This window comes from Geothrix sp. 21YS21S-2, assembly GCF_030846775.1.
Lineage (GTDB): Bacteria > Acidobacteriota > Holophagae > Holophagales > Holophagaceae > Mesoterricola.
Genome location: NZ_CP132910.1, coordinates 345,886 through 360,843, shown reverse-complemented (window position 1 = coordinate 360,843; position 14,958 = coordinate 345,886). Strand labels below are relative to the sequence as shown.

Annotated in this window: 11 protein-coding genes; 1 reads left to right on the top strand and 10 read right to left on the bottom strand. The window is 69.3% G+C overall.

Translation table 11 applies throughout. The features are described 5' to 3' along the window. Position 1: 1 nt before the first annotated feature. Positions 2 to 889, top strand: a complete 888-nt coding sequence (locus RAH40_RS01650) for a DMT family transporter (protein WP_306600311.1) — start codon at positions 2 to 4, stop codon at positions 887 to 889. Positions 890 to 965: 76 nt separating this feature from the next. Here RAH40_RS01650 and RAH40_RS01645 read toward each other — a convergent pair whose 3' ends face one another. The 10 genes from RAH40_RS01645 to RAH40_RS01600 all read right to left on the bottom strand — a co-directional run bounded on the left by RAH40_RS01645 (position 966) and on the right by RAH40_RS01600 (position 14,800). Then, entirely contained in the window at positions 966 to 1,787 is an 822-nt protein-coding gene (locus RAH40_RS01645) for a flagellin (RefSeq protein ID WP_306600310.1), read from the bottom strand. A gap of 311 nt (positions 1,788 to 2,098) precedes the next feature. Next, positions 2,099 to 4,315 carry a carbamoyltransferase HypF gene (hypF, locus tag RAH40_RS01640; protein ID WP_306600309.1) on the bottom strand — a complete coding sequence of 739 codons (2,217 nt, stop codon included), beginning with the start codon at positions 4,313 to 4,315 and terminating at the stop codon, positions 2,099 to 2,101. 3 nt (positions 4,316 to 4,318) lie between these two features. Further along, positions 4,319 to 5,068, bottom strand: a complete 750-nt coding sequence (gene hypB / locus RAH40_RS01635; RefSeq protein WP_306600308.1) for a hydrogenase nickel incorporation protein HypB — start codon at positions 5,066 to 5,068, stop codon at positions 4,319 to 4,321. A gap of 53 nt (positions 5,069 to 5,121) precedes the next feature. Next, a complete protein-coding gene (locus RAH40_RS01630) occupies positions 5,122 to 6,243 on the bottom strand; it encodes a cell wall metabolism sensor histidine kinase WalK (RefSeq protein ID WP_306600307.1) in 1,122 nt (373 codons plus the stop codon). 7 nt (positions 6,244 to 6,250) lie between these two features. Further along, a complete protein-coding gene (locus tag RAH40_RS01625; protein ID WP_306600306.1) occupies positions 6,251 to 8,248 on the bottom strand; it encodes a [Fe-Fe] hydrogenase large subunit C-terminal domain-containing protein in 1,998 nt (665 codons plus the stop codon). Positions 8,249 to 8,321: 73 nt separating this feature from the next. Next, entirely contained in the window at positions 8,322 to 8,714 is a 393-nt protein-coding gene (locus RAH40_RS01620; RefSeq protein WP_306600305.1) for a response regulator, read from the bottom strand. 12 nt (positions 8,715 to 8,726) lie between these two features. After that, entirely contained in the window at positions 8,727 to 10,448 is a 1,722-nt protein-coding gene (locus tag RAH40_RS01615) for an NADH-dependent [FeFe] hydrogenase, group A6 (RefSeq protein WP_306600304.1), read from the bottom strand. 12 nt (positions 10,449 to 10,460) lie between these two features. Beyond that, positions 10,461 to 13,694, bottom strand: a complete 3,234-nt coding sequence (locus RAH40_RS01610; RefSeq protein ID WP_306600303.1) for an NADH-ubiquinone oxidoreductase-F iron-sulfur binding region domain-containing protein — start codon at positions 13,692 to 13,694, stop codon at positions 10,461 to 10,463. Further along, on the bottom strand, positions 13,687 to 14,166 hold the full coding sequence (nuoE, locus tag RAH40_RS01605) for an NADH-quinone oxidoreductase subunit NuoE (RefSeq protein ID WP_306600302.1): 480 nt from the start codon (positions 14,164 to 14,166) through the stop codon (positions 13,687 to 13,689). The genes RAH40_RS01610 and nuoE overlap by 8 nt, the downstream gene beginning before the upstream one ends. Further along, complete coding sequence (locus RAH40_RS01600) at positions 14,144 to 14,800, bottom strand: redox-sensing transcriptional repressor Rex (RefSeq protein ID WP_306600300.1); 657 nt, start codon at positions 14,798 to 14,800, stop codon at positions 14,144 to 14,146. Before RAH40_RS01600 ends, nuoE begins: the two co-directional genes overlap by 23 nt. Between the last annotated feature and the right edge of the window lie 158 nt (positions 14,801 to 14,958).

Sequence of the window (14,958 nt, the reverse complement as noted above, 5' to 3'; positions counted from 1 at the left end):
CATGGAACGAATCATCGACCGCGTGCCGGAGCGGAGCAAGGGTCTGGCCTATCTGGTCGCGGCTTCGCTTCTCTGGAGCTCCAGCGGGATCTTCATCAAGGTCCTCACCCTCTCCGCCTTCCACATCGCCTGCTACCGGTCCCTGGTGTCGGCGCTGGCCATCGTGGCCATCCTGGCGCTGCGCGGACGGGCCTGGTCCCTGCCCCGGGACCCCCTGAGCCTCGCGGGCTCCTGCATCTACGCCCTGGTGCTGGTGCTGTTCGTGGTGGCCACCAAGCTCACCACCGCCGCCAACGCCATCTTCCTGCAGTACGCCGCGCCCATCTACCTGCTGTTCCTGGAACCCTGGATCTTCCGCAGACCCTTCGCGCGCCGGGACTTCTGGGCCGTGGCGGCCTGCCTCGGGGGCATGGCGCTGTTCTTCGCCGGCCACCTGGAGAAGGGCGGCCTCGCCGGCAACGTGCTGGCCCTGGCCTCGGGGTTCCTCCTGGCCCTCTTCTCGCTGCTGCTCAAGTGGAAGCGCGAGACCCGGCCCGGCCACGACCCCATCGGCATGGTGGTCCTGGGCAACCTGGTGGTGGCCCTCATCTGCCTTCCCAAGGTCCTGCCGGCTCCGCAGGTCACCCTGAACCAGGGCCTGATGCTGGCCTACCTGGGCATCTTCCAGCTGGGCATCGCCTACATGTTCTTCACGGCCGGCATGCGCTACCTGTCGGCCACCGCGGCGCTCATCACCTGCATGCTGGAGGCGGTGTTCAATCCGGTGTGGGTGTTCATCGGCGTGGGAGAACGGCCGTCGCCGTACGCGCTGGCGGGGGGCGTGGTCATCCTGTCGGTGATCCTCTGGTACAACCTCCGCAAGGCGCCCGTGCCGGAGCCCCTGGACTGAGGTTCGCCGGGAAAAGCGGTAGCCAGGCAAGGCCCACGCTCGCGGGCCCTGCCTGACCAGGCCTGTTCCTGTTCCTTTACTGCAGCAGCGCGAGCACCTGCTGGGCGTTCTGGTTCGACTTGCTCAGGGCGCTGGTCCCCGACTGCTGGAGGATCTGGAACTTGGTGAGGTTCACCACCTCGTCCGCGATGTTGGCGTCCTGGATCTGGCTCATGGCGGCGGTGAAGTTCTGCACCTGGATGCCCAGGATGTCCGACGTCGCGTTCAGCTGCTGCTCCGAGGCGCCGATGGAGGCGCGCATCGTGCTCACGGAGGCCAGGGCGGTGGTGAGGAGCCCGGCCACGACGGAGGCGCCGGTGATGGACGTGAGGCTGTTGGTGGTGCTGATGCCCAGGGCCGTGGTGGCGTCGGGCGAGAGCACCTGCATGTCGAGGGTGAGCACGCCGTAGTCCCCGGCGGCCACGGTGAGGGACTGGGGCACGCTGGTGAAGATGGCCTGCCCGTTGAAGTTCGTGTTGTGGCCGATGTTGATCATCGTCTTGACGATGTTCTGGAACTCGGCGTCCAGGTTGGCCCGGTTGGAGTCGCTGATGGTTCCGGTCTGGGCCTGCTGGGCGAGCTGGGCGGCCCGGGTGAGCAGCTGGGTCACCGAATCCAGGGTGCCGTCGGCAACCTGCATGTAGGAGACGCCGTCGTTGGTGTTGCGCTGGGCCTGCCCGGCGACCTTGATGTCGGCGCCGAGCTTGTTGGCGATGGCCAGGCCCGCGGCGTCGTCCGAGGCCTTGTTGATGCGCTTGCCGGTGGTGAGCCGCTCGATGACCTGTCCCAGCTGGTTGCCGGAAATCGACAACTGCCGGCTGGCTCCGATGGCGGAGAGGTTGTTCAGGATTGAGCTCATGGGGTTCTCCGTGAGATCGGGTGGATGGGATCGGGCTGTCTACGCAGAGCGGCGCGCCGGCCCTGGGGCGGCGACTCCTCTGACGGCGTGCCCGCGAACCTGATGCGGAGGCGCCGGCCTCCCGGGGGTGACTCCGGGCCCCCCGGGGGCCTCGGACCTGCTCGGGCATTCCTGGACAAAGGCGTGCCCGGGTGAGCCTGGTCGAATGCATACATGGGAGCCTCCAATCCGCAGAGGGCAAAACCTGCTGGGTCGGAGGGAGGGAATCAAGAACGATGCCAGAGCGGAGGGCCGCCTGGCGATCGGCGCCTTCAGGTGGCCGCGGCCACCGCGGCCTGGCCCAGGGAGATGGCGCCGTCATTGGGCGGGAAGGCTTCCGGGCTGAGCGGCCGGAAGCCGTCCCGGGCCAGGGTCTCCCGCACCAGGGAGGTCAGGAGGGCATTCTGGAAGCAGCCCCCGGTGAGAAGGACCTGCTCCTTCCCCGCCGCCCGGGCCATGGCCAGGGCCAGGTCGGCCAAGGCCCGGTGGAACCGCCTGGCGCAGCGCTCCGGGGCCACGCCCCGGGCCCGGTCGCCCAGGAGGGCCGCCACCAGGGGGGCCGGGTCGGCCACCAGGACCGGGCCCGTTCCCAGGCCCCAGGGGTAGGTGCCGGGGTCGTCCGACGCCAGGGCCGCGAACTCCAGCGCCGCCGCGGCCTGCCCCTCGAAGCCCCGCGCGGACCGGACGCCCGCGAGGGCCGCCACCGCGTCGAAGAGCCGCCCGACGCTGGAGGTGCGGGGGCTGTTCACGCCCCGCTCCAGCATGGACCGGACCACGGCCAGGTCGCCGAAGGCCTCCCCTCCGTCCAGGGTCCCCGTGGCCTCCCACAGGAGACCCAGGGCGCTGCGGCCCGGATCCCGCGCGGCCCGGTCGCCCCCGGGCAGGGGGAAGGGCTTGAGGTGGGCGGTGCGGGTGAAGGCGCCGCCATCCGCCAGCAGGCCCTCGCCTCCCCACAGGGCGCCGTCGGAGCCCAGGCCCGTGCCGTCCCAGGCCAGGCCGGACAGGGGCCCTTCCAGACCCAGCTCCGCCGCCAGGGCCGCCACGTGGGCATGGTGGTGCTGCACCCGCACCAGGGGCCGGCCCCAGGCACGGGCCAGGCGCTCCCCGAGCCGGGTGGAGGCGTAGTCGGGGTGGAGGTCGCAGGCCAGGACCGCGGGCTCCACCTTGAAGAAGCGCAGGAAGTCCTCCACGGTGCGCTCCAGGAGTTCGGCCCCGTCGGCGGTGTGGAGGTCCCCCAGGTGCTGGCTGACCACGGCCTGGCCCCGGTCCAGGAGGCAGAGGGTGCTCTTCTGGTGGGCCCCCAGGGCCAGCACCGGTGGCCCCCCCAGCGCCACCGGGTGGGCCAGGGGGGCGTAGCCCCGGGCCCGGCGCAGGAGGGTGGGACCGTGGGCGTCCACGCGCACCACGGAGTCGTCCACGGGGCGGAGGATGGGCCGGTCGTGGCCCAGGAAGAGGTCGGCGATGCCCCCCAGGCGCTCCAGGGCGTCGGCCTCCGTGTGGCACATGGGCTCGTCGGAGAGGTTGCCGCTGGTGCACACCAGGGGCCGCCCCACCCGCGCCAGGAGGAGCCGGTGGAGGGGCGTGTAGGGCAGGAAGGCTCCCAGCCTGGGGTTGCCCGGGGCCACCCCGGGGTCGATGGCCGCGGAGTCCCGCCGGGCCAGGAGGAGGATGGGGGCCTCCGGGGAGGCCAGGAGCGCCCGCTCCAGGGGGGACACGAGGCAGGCCGCCTCCAGGGAGGCCCCGTCCGGGAACATGACCGCGAAGGGCTTCTCCTCGCGCCGCTTGCGTTCCCGGAGGCGGGCCACGGCCGGTCCCGAGGTGGCGTCGGCCAGCAGCTGGTAGCCCCCCAGGCCCTTGAGGGCCAGGATCCGCCCGTCCAGGAGGGCCCGGGCGGCCCCCTCCAGCGGATCCCTCGCCCAGCCCGGAAGGTCGAGGCGGGGCCCGCAGGCGGGGCAGGCCACGGGCTGCGCATGGAAGCGCCTGTTCCCGGGGTCCCCGTACTCCGCCGCGCAGGCCGGGCACAGCGGAAAACCCTTCATGGCCGTGCGGGGCCGGTCGTAGGGGAGGCCTTCGATGATGGTGAAGCGGGGGCCGCAGTAGGTGCAGTTGGTGAAGGGGTAGCCGTGGCGGCGGTCGGCGGGGTCCTCCACCTCCCGGGCGCAGTCGGGGCAGAGGGCCAGGTCCGCGGGGACCGAGGGCCGCGTGTCGCCGCCCCCGTCGCTGGGGCGGATCGTGAAGGTCCCCTCCCCTTCCTCGGGCCGTTCCTCCACGGCGACGCTCCGGATCCGCGCGGGGGCCGGCGCCTCCTTCTCCAGCGCCGCCAGGAAGCCCTCCAGGGCCCCTCCGGGTCCCTCCACCTCCACCACCACCCCGTCGGGGCGGTTCAGCACCCAGCCCCCGAGCCCGCGGTCCCGGGCGATACGATAGATGAAGGGGCGGAAACCCACCCCCTGCACCACCCCCGCGACCCGCACCCGGATCCGGGGCATCCGTCAGGCCCGGGCCAGGGCGTGGCTTTCCACGATCCAGCGGGTCCAGTCCTCCAGGCCCTCCCCCGAGGTGGCCGAGACCCGGATCACCTTGAGCTTCGGGTTCACCTTCAGGGCGTTGGCGACGCACAGCTCCACGTCGAAGGCCAGGTAGGGCAGAAGGTCGATCTTGTTCACCACCAGGACGCCGGAATTGGCGAACATGTCCGGGTACTTGAGGGGCTTGTCCTCGCCTTCCGTGACCGAGAGGATGACCACCTTGTGGGCCTCGCCCAGGTCGAACTCCGCCGGGCACACCAGGTTGCCGACGTTCTCGATGAGCAGGAGGGCCCCCTCGGGCGCGCCCAGCTCGGCCGCGGCGTGGCCCACCATGTGCGCGTCCAGGTGGCAGCCCTTGCCGGTGTTGATCTGGATGGCCGGGGCCCCCGCGGCGCGGATGCGGTCGGCGTCGTTGCTCGTCTGCTGGTCCCCCTCGATGACGGCGATGGGCAGGGTGCCGTTGAGCCTCCGGATGGTCTCCACCAGGAGGGTCGTCTTGCCGGAACCCGGGCTGGACACGAGGTTCAGGGCGAAGATCCCCCGCTCCTCGAACCAGGCGCGGTTGTCGGCGGCCAGGGCGTTGTTCTTGGCCAGGAGGTCGCGCTCGACGACCACGCGCCGGCGCACCCCGGGGGCGGGATGGGCGTGGTCATGGGCGTGGGGCTTGCCGCCGATGGTGGTCCCGTCTCCGCCGCAGCCGCAGGTGGTGCACATGGTCCCTCCCTTACCTGGTTGGAAACTACCGCACCCGGGCCCGGATTGGAAGCCTACTTGCGGAGCGAAACCGTGAACGTGCTCCCGTGGTCGGGTTCGCTCTGGACCTCCACCTTGCCCCCGTAGAGGCTGGCGAGCCGCTTCAGGATGGACAGCCCCAGGCCCGAGCCCAGGATGTTCCGGGTCTTCTCGTTCTTGATCCGGCTGAATTCCCCGAACAGCCTGCCCAGATCCTCCTTGCCGATGCCGATGCCGGTGTCGTGCACCGCCACGCGCACCTCCTCGGGGCCGTCCTCGATCTCCACGGTGACCGAGCCGCCCTCGTGGTTGTATTTGATGGCGTTGGACACCAGGTTGTTGAACATCATCTCCAGCTCGCCGGGGTCGGCCTGGAGCAGCACCTTGCCGGGGGGGCAGAACAGGAGGTTCACGTGCCTCTCGGCGGCCAGGGACTGGAAGGTCTCCAGGCTCTGGGTGGCCGCTGCGCAGATGTCGGTCTCCGCGAGCGTCCGCAGTTTCTGGCCGGACTCGATGCGGGTGAGGTCCAGGAGGTCCATGATGAGCTTGCGCATGCCGTCCAGGCGAAGGATCGACCGGTCGAGGAGATGGTCGTAGCCGCCGATTTCGTCTCCCGCGGCGTGGTCCCGGAGGATCCGCAGGTTGCCCTCCACCGCGGCCAGGGGCGACTTCAGCTCGTGGGCCAGCACCGACAGGAACTCGAAGCGGATCTGCTTGCGCTCCCCGGCGAGCTTGCGGGCCTGGGCCTGGATCATGTAGTGCTTGGCGGTCTTGTGGATGGCGGCCTTCACCTCGATGGGGGTGAAGGGCTTGGCCAGGAAGTCGAAGGCCCCGATCTTGGTGGCCTGCACCGCGGTCTCCAGGCTGGCGTAGGCCGTGATCATCACGATCAGGGCCTCGGTCTTGGCCTCCATGAGCGCCTGGAGCACGTCCAGCCCGGACATGCCGGGCAGCTTGTAGTCCAGGAGGATGATCTGGGGCGGGTCCTTGGCCGCGGCCTCCAGGGCGGCCTCGCCGGAATCGGCCGTGGAGATGCGGAAGTCCACGTCCACCTCGATGTCCTCGAAGCTCGTGGCGTAGGCCTTCAGGGCGCGCTCGATGGAGAGCCGCATGCCCAGCTCGTCGTCCACCACCAGGAGGTGCAGGGTCTCGTGCATAGGTCCCTCAGTGGGCCAGCGCCCTGGCGGCGCGGGGAAGCTTGACGCGGAAGGTGGTGCCCAGGGGCCCGGCCTCGGGGTCGGGGTTGGACTCCACCGAGATGTCGCCCCGGTGGAGCTTGACGATGCCGTAGACCACCGGCAGCCCCAGCCCGGTGCCCTTGCCCATGAGCTTGGTGGTGAAGAAGGGCTCGAACATCTTGTTGAGGTTGTCCTTGGGGATGCCGATGCCGGTGTCCTTGACCTCGATGATCAGCCACTGGTCGTCGGCGCGGGTGGCGATCTGGAGCCGCCCCCCCTCGGGCATGGCGTCGAAGGCGTTGCCCACCAGGTTCACGAACACCTGGATCATCTGGTCCCGGTCCAGCTCCACCATGGGGCTGCCGTCGGTGTGGAGGGTCTCCACCGTCACGCCCGGAGGCACCGGCAGGTTGGCCAGGGAGGTCTGGATCACCTCCCGGATGTCGTTGAGGTTGTGGGCCACCTTGTTCTGCCGGGCGAAGTCCAGGAGGCCCGCGACGATGCGCTTGCAGCGGTTGGCCTGCTCCGCGATCATCTGCAGGTCGTCCCGCAGGGGGGAGGTCTTCTCGCACTCGTCCAGAAGGAGGTGGGTGTACATGAGCACCACGCCCAGCGGGTTGTTGATCTCGTGGGCCACGCCCGCGGCCAGCTGGCCCATGCTGGCCAGGCGCTCCGAGTGCATCAGGGTCTCCTGGGTGGAGGCCAGCTTCTCGTTGGCGTGGCTGAGCTTGCGGATGGTGTTGAGGTTGTCGTCGATGACGAACGGAAGGCACATCTCGCTCTCGGCGAAGCCCCTGCCGATGGCCAGGGCGTGCTCGCGGCAGGTGTGGTAGCCGCAGGCCCCGCAGTTCAGCTCGTGGGCCTCCGAGTACTTGCCCATGCGCTGCATGATGGCGTGGAGCTCGGTGGGGTTCATGGGCTCCAGGCGCTGGTCGTTGGCGGTGAACTTCCGGGTCAGGTCCAGGCTCTGGAAGCGGTCCACGTTGCGCTGCCAGAGTTCGGTGTCGAGCATGGTGGCCCGGAAGCGGCTGTAGTGGCTCACCCGGGCGCGGCGCTTGAAGAGCGTCTCCTGGGTGCTCAGGCCCGGTCCCGCGATGCAGCCGTTGCAGCTCAGCAGCTCCACGAGCCGGGCCTCCATGGTCCCGGTGGCGAACTCCTCCAGGACCGAGGTGAAGCCCTCGATGCCGTCGGTGGCCACCACCTCGTTGGCCACCAGGTCCTCGGGGATGCTGGCGGCCTGCAGGAAACCGCGGGTGACGGGGAACAGGCTGCCCAGGTTGGGGTGGGGCGGATCGAAGTCCCCGGGCACGCAGTCCTCGATCCTGAGGTCGTTGCGCTGGGCCAGCTTGCGCAGCTCCCGGAAGGTGATGGCGACGTCGGGGGCGCCCTCGATGTCCGGGTCGCAGGCCTCGGCCTTCTTGGCCACGCAGGGGCCGACGAAGACCACCTTGATGCCCGGATGCAGGACGCGAAGCACCCGGCTCATGGCCACCATGGGGCTGACGATGGGCGAGAGGTTGGGGATGAGCTCGGGGTGGTAGCGCTCCACGAACCCCACCACCGCGGGGCACGTGGTGGCGATGTACTGGGCCCTGGGGTTCAGGATCATCAGCTGGCGGTACTGCTCGGCCACCAGGTCCGCCCCGAAGGCCACCTCGGCCACCAGGGAGAACCCGAGCTTGCGGACCATCCCGACCAGCACCCTGAAGTCCATTTCCGCCTGGAACTCCACCGGGAAGGAGGGCGCCAGGATGGCGGCCACGGGCTGGCCCGACCCGAGCAGCTCCTCCACCTCCTTCACGGTCGAGACGATGCGCTTGGCCTTCTGGGTGCAGACCCGGATGCAGTTGCCGCACCCGATGCAGCGCTCGGCCACCACCTCGGCCTGGCTCTTGGTGATGCGGATGGCCTTGGCGGGGCAGGTGCGCACGCAGGTGTAGCAGATGCGGCAGCGGTTCTTGAGGGTCCTGACGAAACCGCGCACGGCGGAACCTTCGACCGGCTCTCCTGGGCGTCCAGGGTCCATCTCGGGTTCCGCCATGGCCGGTGCCTCCGCGTCAGAGTTTCATCAGTCTCCGGGCCTCGGCCCGGAGCTGCTCGGGCCTGACCGGCTTGTCCATCACCAGGTCCGCCTTGACCCAGGAGGCGGCCTCGTCGGACTGGGGGTGGAAGTCGAGGCCGGTGGCGGCCTTGACGGCGGTGAGCAGGATCACGGGAGTCTCGGGATAAAGGCGTTTCACATGGTGGCACAGCACGAACCCCGAATCCATGTTCTCCATCATCAGGTCCAGGACCGCCAGGTCGGGGATGGTGGCAAGGAGCGCCTCCTCCCCCTCCTTCTGGCCCTGGGCCTTGATGACGTGGTAGCCCTCCGATGCGAGCACGAAGGCCACCTGCTCGAGCAGGTCGATGTCGTCGTCGACTACAAGGACGTTCTTCTTCTCGGTCATGGACATCGCTCCCTATTGCAGGACTTCGCGTTTCTGGTACTTGGTGTGGAGCAGCTGGTGGCTCAGGTGGCCCAGGGGCTTGCCCAGGAACTCCGTGTAGAGCCGCTGCACCTGGCTGTTGCGGTGGCTGACCCGCAGGGTGTCGGTCTTGTCGATGGTGTAGAGCGCGGCCATGCGGGCCTTCACGGACTCCAGGTCGGCCTTGAGGGGCTGGCCGCCGCCGTTGATGCACCCGCCCGGGCAGGTCATGACCTCCACGAAGTGCAGGTCGCTGCGTCCGGCCTTGATCTCGTCCATGAGCCTTCTCGCCTGGCCCAGGCTGGAGACCACGGCGGCGCCCACTTCCAGGTCGCCCACCTTCACCCGCAGCTCCTTGCTGCCCTTCATGCCCCGCAGGTCCTGGATCCGGTACTCCTTCATCTCGTCGCCCGTGAGGAGGAAGAAGGCGCTGCGCACCGCCGCCTCCATGACGCCGCCCGAGGCCCCGAAGAGCTTGCCGGCGCTGGAGCGCTCCCCGAAGGGGGTGTCGGCGCCCTCGGGCTCCAGGGTGCCGGGATCGACGCCCTTGATGCGGAAGAGCTCGGCCAGTTCCCGGGTGGTGAGCACGTAGTCGACGTCGGGCACGTAGTCCCGGCCCATCTCGGGCCGGGCGCACTCGAACTTCTTGGCGGTGCACGGCATGATCGAGACGCTGACGATGTCCTTGGGATCCAGGTTCTCGCGCTTCGCGAAGAAGGTCTTGATCACCGCGCCCATCATCTGCTGCGGGCTCTTGCAGGTGGAGACGTTGGGCAGGAGCTCGGGGTAGAACTGCTCCACGAACTTGATCCAGCCCGGGGAGCAGCTGGTGAACATGGGCAGCGGGCCGCCCTCGGTGATGCGCTGGATGAGTTCGCTGCCCTCCTCCATGATGGTGAGGTCGGCGGTGAACGACGTGTCGAAAACGCGCTTGAAGCCCACCCGGCGCAGGGCGGCCACCATCTGGCCGTCGATGTCGGTGCCCGGCTTGAAGCCGAACTCCTCGGCGATGGACACCGAGACGGCCGGGGCGTGCTGCACCACCACGGTCTTGCCGGGGTCGGCCAGCACCCGCATGACCTCGTCCACGTAGCTGCGCTCGGTGAGCGCGGCGGTGGGGCACACCAGGATGCACTGGCCGCAGTTGATGCAGCAGCTCACGTTCATGCCTTCGTCGAAGGCGGTGCCCACGAAGGCCTTGGAGCCGCGGTTGATGAAGTCGATGGCCGAGACGCCCTGCACCTCCTCGCAGACCCGCACGCACTTGCCGCAGAGGATGCACTTCTCGGGGTCCCTCACGATGGAGGGGCTGGAGATGTCCTTCTCCTTGCGCTTGCGCAGGCCCCGGAACACCCGGTTGCGGATGCCGTGCTCCCGGGCCAGGTCGGACAGGTCGCACTTGCCGTTCCGGGCGCAGTAGAGGCAGTCGTCGGGGTGGTTCGAGAGCAGCAGCTCCACGATGGCCTTGCGGGTCTTCAGGACCGTGGGGGTGCTGGTGTGGATCCTCATCCCCTCGGCCGCGGGGAAGGAGCACGCCGGCACGAGGCCGGGGGCGCCCTCCACCTCCACGACGCACATGCGGCAGGTGCCCGAGGGCAGCAGGCCCTCCATGTGGCAGATGGTGGGGACGTGGATCCCGCCGCGCTTGAGCGCCTGCAGGATGGTGTCCCCCTTCTTGGCTTCCAGTTTCTGTCCGTTCGCTTCAATGGCTAGCATCGGTGACTCCGTCTAGACCGGTTGGGTGAATTCGATGTCGCAGCGCAGGCAGCGACGGGCTTCGCAAAGGGCGCGCTCCTCGGTGAGGCACAGGTCCACCTCCCGGAAGTTCCCGCAGCGCTCGGCCACGGGCAGGTGCTCCGGGTGGGCCCGTCCGGGTCCCTCGCCCTCCTCCTCGTCGGTGGAGAAGGGCGGCACGTAGACCGTCGGCAGCGCCACCCTGGGCAGGGCCCTGAGCTGGCGCCCCGTGAGCTGCCGGTCGATCATCACCGCGGCGTTCTTGCCCGCGGCCACGGCCTCGATGACGGTGCTGGGCCCGGTCACCACGTCGCCGCCCCCGAAGACCCGCTTCTGGGAGGTGATGTAGGACTCGGGGTTGATCACCAGCCCGCCCCAGGACTTCACCTTGAAGCCCTCCAGGGCGCCGGTCTCGGGCTCCTCGGAGATGGCCACCACCAGGGTGTCCAGCTCGGCCGTGAACTCGCTGCCCGGGATGGGCACGGGCCGGGCGCGCCCGCTCTCGTCCTTGTCGCCCAGTTCGTTGCGCAGGAACTCGATGCCCTTGAGGACGCCGTCCTCCGCCTTCACGGCCAGCGGCGTGACCAGGGTCTCCAGGCGGATGCCCTCCTCCAGCGCGGCCTCGATCTCCTCCTGGTAGGCGGGCATCTCGTTGCGGGTGCGGCGGTAGTAGACCGTCACGTCCGTCACGTCCTTCTGGCGGATGGCGACCCGGGCCGCGTCCAGGGCGCTGTTGCCGCCCCCGATGATGCCCACGCGGCCCCTGCCCAGGGACTCGCCGTGGAGGTTGAAGGCCTTGAGGAACCGGATGCCGGGGAGGATCCCCTTGGCGTCGTCGCCCGGAAGTCCCAGGCGCTTGCTCTGGTGGGCGCCCAGGGCCAGGTAGACGGCCTGGTACCCTTCCTCCTTCAGGCTCTGCACCGTGAAGTCCCTGCCCATGGCCTTGTTCAGCTCGAGGGTGACGTTCTCGTTGATGAGGCTGTCGATCTCGGCGTTGAGGACGTTGCGGGGCAGGCGGTAGCTGGGGATGCCCGCCACCAGCATGCCTCCGGGGCGGTGCTCGCGCTCGAAGACGGTGACCTTGTAGCCCTTCATGCCCAGGGCGTGGGCGGCCGTGAGGCCCGCGGGCCCCGCGCCCACCACCGCCACCCGGGGCGCGCCCGGCTTGGCGGGCCTGGCGGACATCTTGAAGACCTTGGGATCCACGCGGTCCACCACGAACCGCTTGAGGTCGCGGATGGCGATGGGATCGCCGCCGGTGGTGCCGCAGCGGCAGCCGGCCTCGCAGGGGTGGTTGCAGACGCGCGCGCACACCGAGGGGAAGGGATTGGCGCCGCGGATGGCCTGGTAGGCGTCGTCGTATTCCCCGAGGGCCACGTGGGCCACGTACTTCCACACTTCCGTGCCCACGGGGCACCCGGCCTGGCAGGGCGCGCCCACCAGCTCCCGGCAGGCCCCGGCGGGGCAGCGGCGCTCGTAGATGTGGGCCTCGTACTCGTCCCGGAACCACTTCAGGGTCGACAGCACCGGGTTGGGCGCCGTCTGGCCCAGCCCGCAGAGGCTGCTCTTCTGGATGGCCTCGCCCAGCTCCTTGAGCACCATGACCCCGCGCACCCGCAGGAGGGCGTCGAGGCCCTCCTCGGCCCGGCGGTTCTGGGTGATGGCCTGGAGGATGTCCAGCATCTGCTTGGTACCCTCCCGGCAGGGGATGCACTTGCCGCAGCTCTCGCTCTGGATGAACTCCATGAAGAACTTGGCCAGGTCCACCATGCAGGTGTTCTCGTCCATGACCACCAGGCCGCCGGAGCCCATGATGGCGCCGAAGGACTTCAGTTCCTCGTAGTCGCAGGCCACGTCCATCTGGGGCTCGGGGATGCAGCCCCCGGAGGGCCCGCCGATCTGCACGGCCTTGGCCTTCTTGCCGTTGGGGATGCCGCCGCCCACGGCGAAGACCACGTCGCGGATCTTCGTGCCCATGGGCACTTCCACCAGGCCCGTGCGCCGGACCATGCCCGACAGGGCGAAGACCTTGGTGCCCTTGCTGCCCGCCGTGCCCAGGGCCGCGAAGGCCTCGGGCCCGTTCTGCATGATGGTCGGCACGTTGGCGAAGGTCTCCACGTTGTTGATGACCGTGGGCTTGCCGAAGACGCCGGACTGGATGGGATAGGGGGGCCGGGGCCGCGGCATGCCGCGCTTGCCCTCGATGGAGTGGATGAGGGCGGTCTCCTCGCCGCACACGAAGGCGCCGGCGCCCATCTTGATGATGATGTCCAGGCTGAAGCCGCTGCCCAGGATGTTCTCGCCCAAAAGCCCGTAGGCCTTGGCCTGGGCCATGGCGATCTTCAGGTTCTCGATGGCCAGGGGGTACTCGGCCCGGATGTAGATGTAGGCCCTGGAGGCGCCGATGGCGTAGCAGCCCGTGACCATGCCCTCCAGGAGGCGGTGGGGATCGCTCTCGCACACCGCGCGGTCCATGAAGGCGCCGGGGTCGCCCTCGTCGGCGTTGCAGATCATGTACTTCTGGTCGCCCGGCGAGGCCAGGGCCATCTGCCACTTGCGGCCGGTGGGGAAGCCCGCCCCGCCCCTGCCCCGCAGCCCCGAGGCCAGCACGTCGTCCACCACCTCCTGGCGGGTCCGGGTCGTGAGGGTCTTGTGCAGGGCGGAGTAGCCGCCCCGGGCGATGTACTCGTCGATGGACCGGAAGTCGAGGAGGCCGGAGTTGGCCAGCACCCAGCGCTTCTGGAGGGCCAGGAAGGGATGCTCGGCCAGGGGCCTGACCTTGGGCCAGGACTCGAGCCCTTCGGCGGGGAAGTCGCCCAGGACCCAGTCCAAGGGCATGCGGCCCGCGAAGAACCCGTCCAGGAGCGCGTCCACCTTGTCGGCGGTGATGGAGGAGAAGCTCACCCGCGCCTTGCCCGGCACCTGGATGTCCACCAGGGGCTCCTCGGAGCACAGGCCGATGCAGCCCACTTCCTTGATGTCGGCGTCCATCCCCTTGGCCGCGCACCAGTCGCGGACCTTGGCGAGGGTCTTGCCGGCCCCGGCGCCCAGGCCGCAGGTGCCCGCGCCCACGAAGATCACGGGCCTTTCGACCCGCTCCCGGCGCAGGCCGGCGATGAGGTTCTCGACGCCTTCGCCCTTGAAGGGGCCGTCCTTGAGGGCCGCGAGAAGCGCGGGGGCGGGACGGGCCGGGACGTCCCAGCAGGAGACCTTGGATCCGCTAGACATGGCTGAACTCCTCCGAGCGGCATTCTTCCAGGATGCGCTGCAGCTTCATGGGGGTGACCTTGGCGTGGAACTGGCCGTTGATGTTCACCACCGGCGCCAGGCCGCAGGCTCCCATGCAGGCCACGACCTCCAGGCTGAACAGGCCGTCCCGGCTGGTCTCGCCGGGGGCGATCTTGAGGACCTTCTCCACCATGTCCAGGACGCGCTTGCTGCCCTTGACGTGGCAGGCGGTGCCCCGGCAGACCATCACGTGGAACTTCCCGCGCGGCTGGAACCGGAACATGTTGTAGAAGGTGGCGACCCCGAAGATCTTGCTGGCGGGAAGATCCAGCGCGATGCCCACGCGGGTGATGGCGGCCTTGGACAGGTAGCCTTCCGCTGCCTGGACCTCCTGCAGGATGGGGATGAGATGGTCGCGCCCGGCGTCCGGGTGACCCTCGAGGATGGTCTCAACGCTCTTCATGTCGGCCATTCCGGCGCTCCTTTGAGGGATGAGTGGTGAAGTAGGCGAGCTTTTCCAGGTAGGTGGTGATGACGAGTTCTTCCAGCGCGACGTTCACCGGGACCCGCAGGGCCACCGGCGCGAAATTCAGGATCCCCTTCACGCCCGCGTGCACCAGCTGGTCCGCGGCCCCCTGGGCGCTTGCGGCGGGCACGCAGAGGATGGCCAGCGTGATGCCCTCCCGGGCGATGACGGCCTCCAGGGACTCCATGGGGTGGCACTTCACGCCCGCGTGGACCCGGTTGCACTTGGCGGGGTCGGTGTCGAAGGCCGCCTTGATGCACAGGGTGGAGCGGCTGGCCTCCAGGAAGGAGATGAGGGCCCGGCCCAGGTGCCCGGCGCCCACCACCGCCACCGCGTGGGTGCGGTCCAGGCACAGCGCCAGGTCCAGCTTCTCCATGAGGGCCTCGACCTCGTAGCCGTGGCGGGGGACGCCCTGGGTGCCGATGGCCATGAGGTCCCGGCGCACCTGGGAGTCCGCCGTGCGCATGGCCGCGGCGATCTCGTGCGAGAAGAGGTGGGTGCGGTGCCCCGGCGCCTGTTCCGTCAGGAACGTGCGGTAGCGCGCCAGGCGCTCGACGATCTTCCCCGAAATGAGCTTCATGAAGCCATCCGTGAAAAGTGCTACAACGTGACAGAGTGTTACGATATATTTTAGACTCATCTCAAAAGACCTGGAGATCTTCTGTGTGATCCCGGTCACAAAGAAGACCCAAAGGTCATCAAATAGGTCCCAATTCATTGACGCTTTTCCCGTGCGGG

What these genes read in the sequence shown, in the direction of transcription:
- nuoE (WP_306600302.1), bottom strand. Translation starts at nt 14,166, where the DNA reads ATGGCCGACATGAAGAGCGTTGAGACCATCCTCGAGGGTCACCCGGAC.
- RAH40_RS01620 (WP_306600305.1), bottom strand. Translation starts at nt 8,714, where the DNA reads ATGACCGAGAAGAAGAACGTCCTTGTAGTCGACGACGACATCGACCTG.
- RAH40_RS01610 (WP_306600303.1), bottom strand. Translation starts at nt 13,694, where the DNA reads ATGTCTAGCGGATCCAAGGTCTCCTGCTGGGACGTCCCGGCCCGTCCC.
- hypB (WP_306600308.1), bottom strand. Translation starts at nt 5,068, where the DNA reads ATGTGCACCACCTGCGGCTGCGGCGGAGACGGGACCACCATCGGCGGC.
- RAH40_RS01630 (WP_306600307.1), bottom strand. Translation starts at nt 6,243, where the DNA reads ATGCACGAGACCCTGCACCTCCTGGTGGTGGACGACGAGCTGGGCATG.
- RAH40_RS01650 (WP_306600311.1), top strand. Translation starts at nt 2, where the DNA reads ATGGAACGAATCATCGACCGCGTGCCGGAGCGGAGCAAGGGTCTGGCC.
- RAH40_RS01600 (WP_306600300.1), bottom strand. Translation starts at nt 14,800, where the DNA reads ATGAAGCTCATTTCGGGGAAGATCGTCGAGCGCCTGGCGCGCTACCGC.
- RAH40_RS01645 (WP_306600310.1), bottom strand. Translation starts at nt 1,787, where the DNA reads ATGAGCTCAATCCTGAACAACCTCTCCGCCATCGGAGCCAGCCGGCAG.
- RAH40_RS01615 (WP_306600304.1), bottom strand. Translation starts at nt 10,448, where the DNA reads ATGCTAGCCATTGAAGCGAACGGACAGAAACTGGAAGCCAAGAAGGGG.
- hypF (WP_306600309.1), bottom strand. Translation starts at nt 4,315, where the DNA reads ATGCCCCGGATCCGGGTGCGGGTCGCGGGGGTGGTGCAGGGGGTGGGT.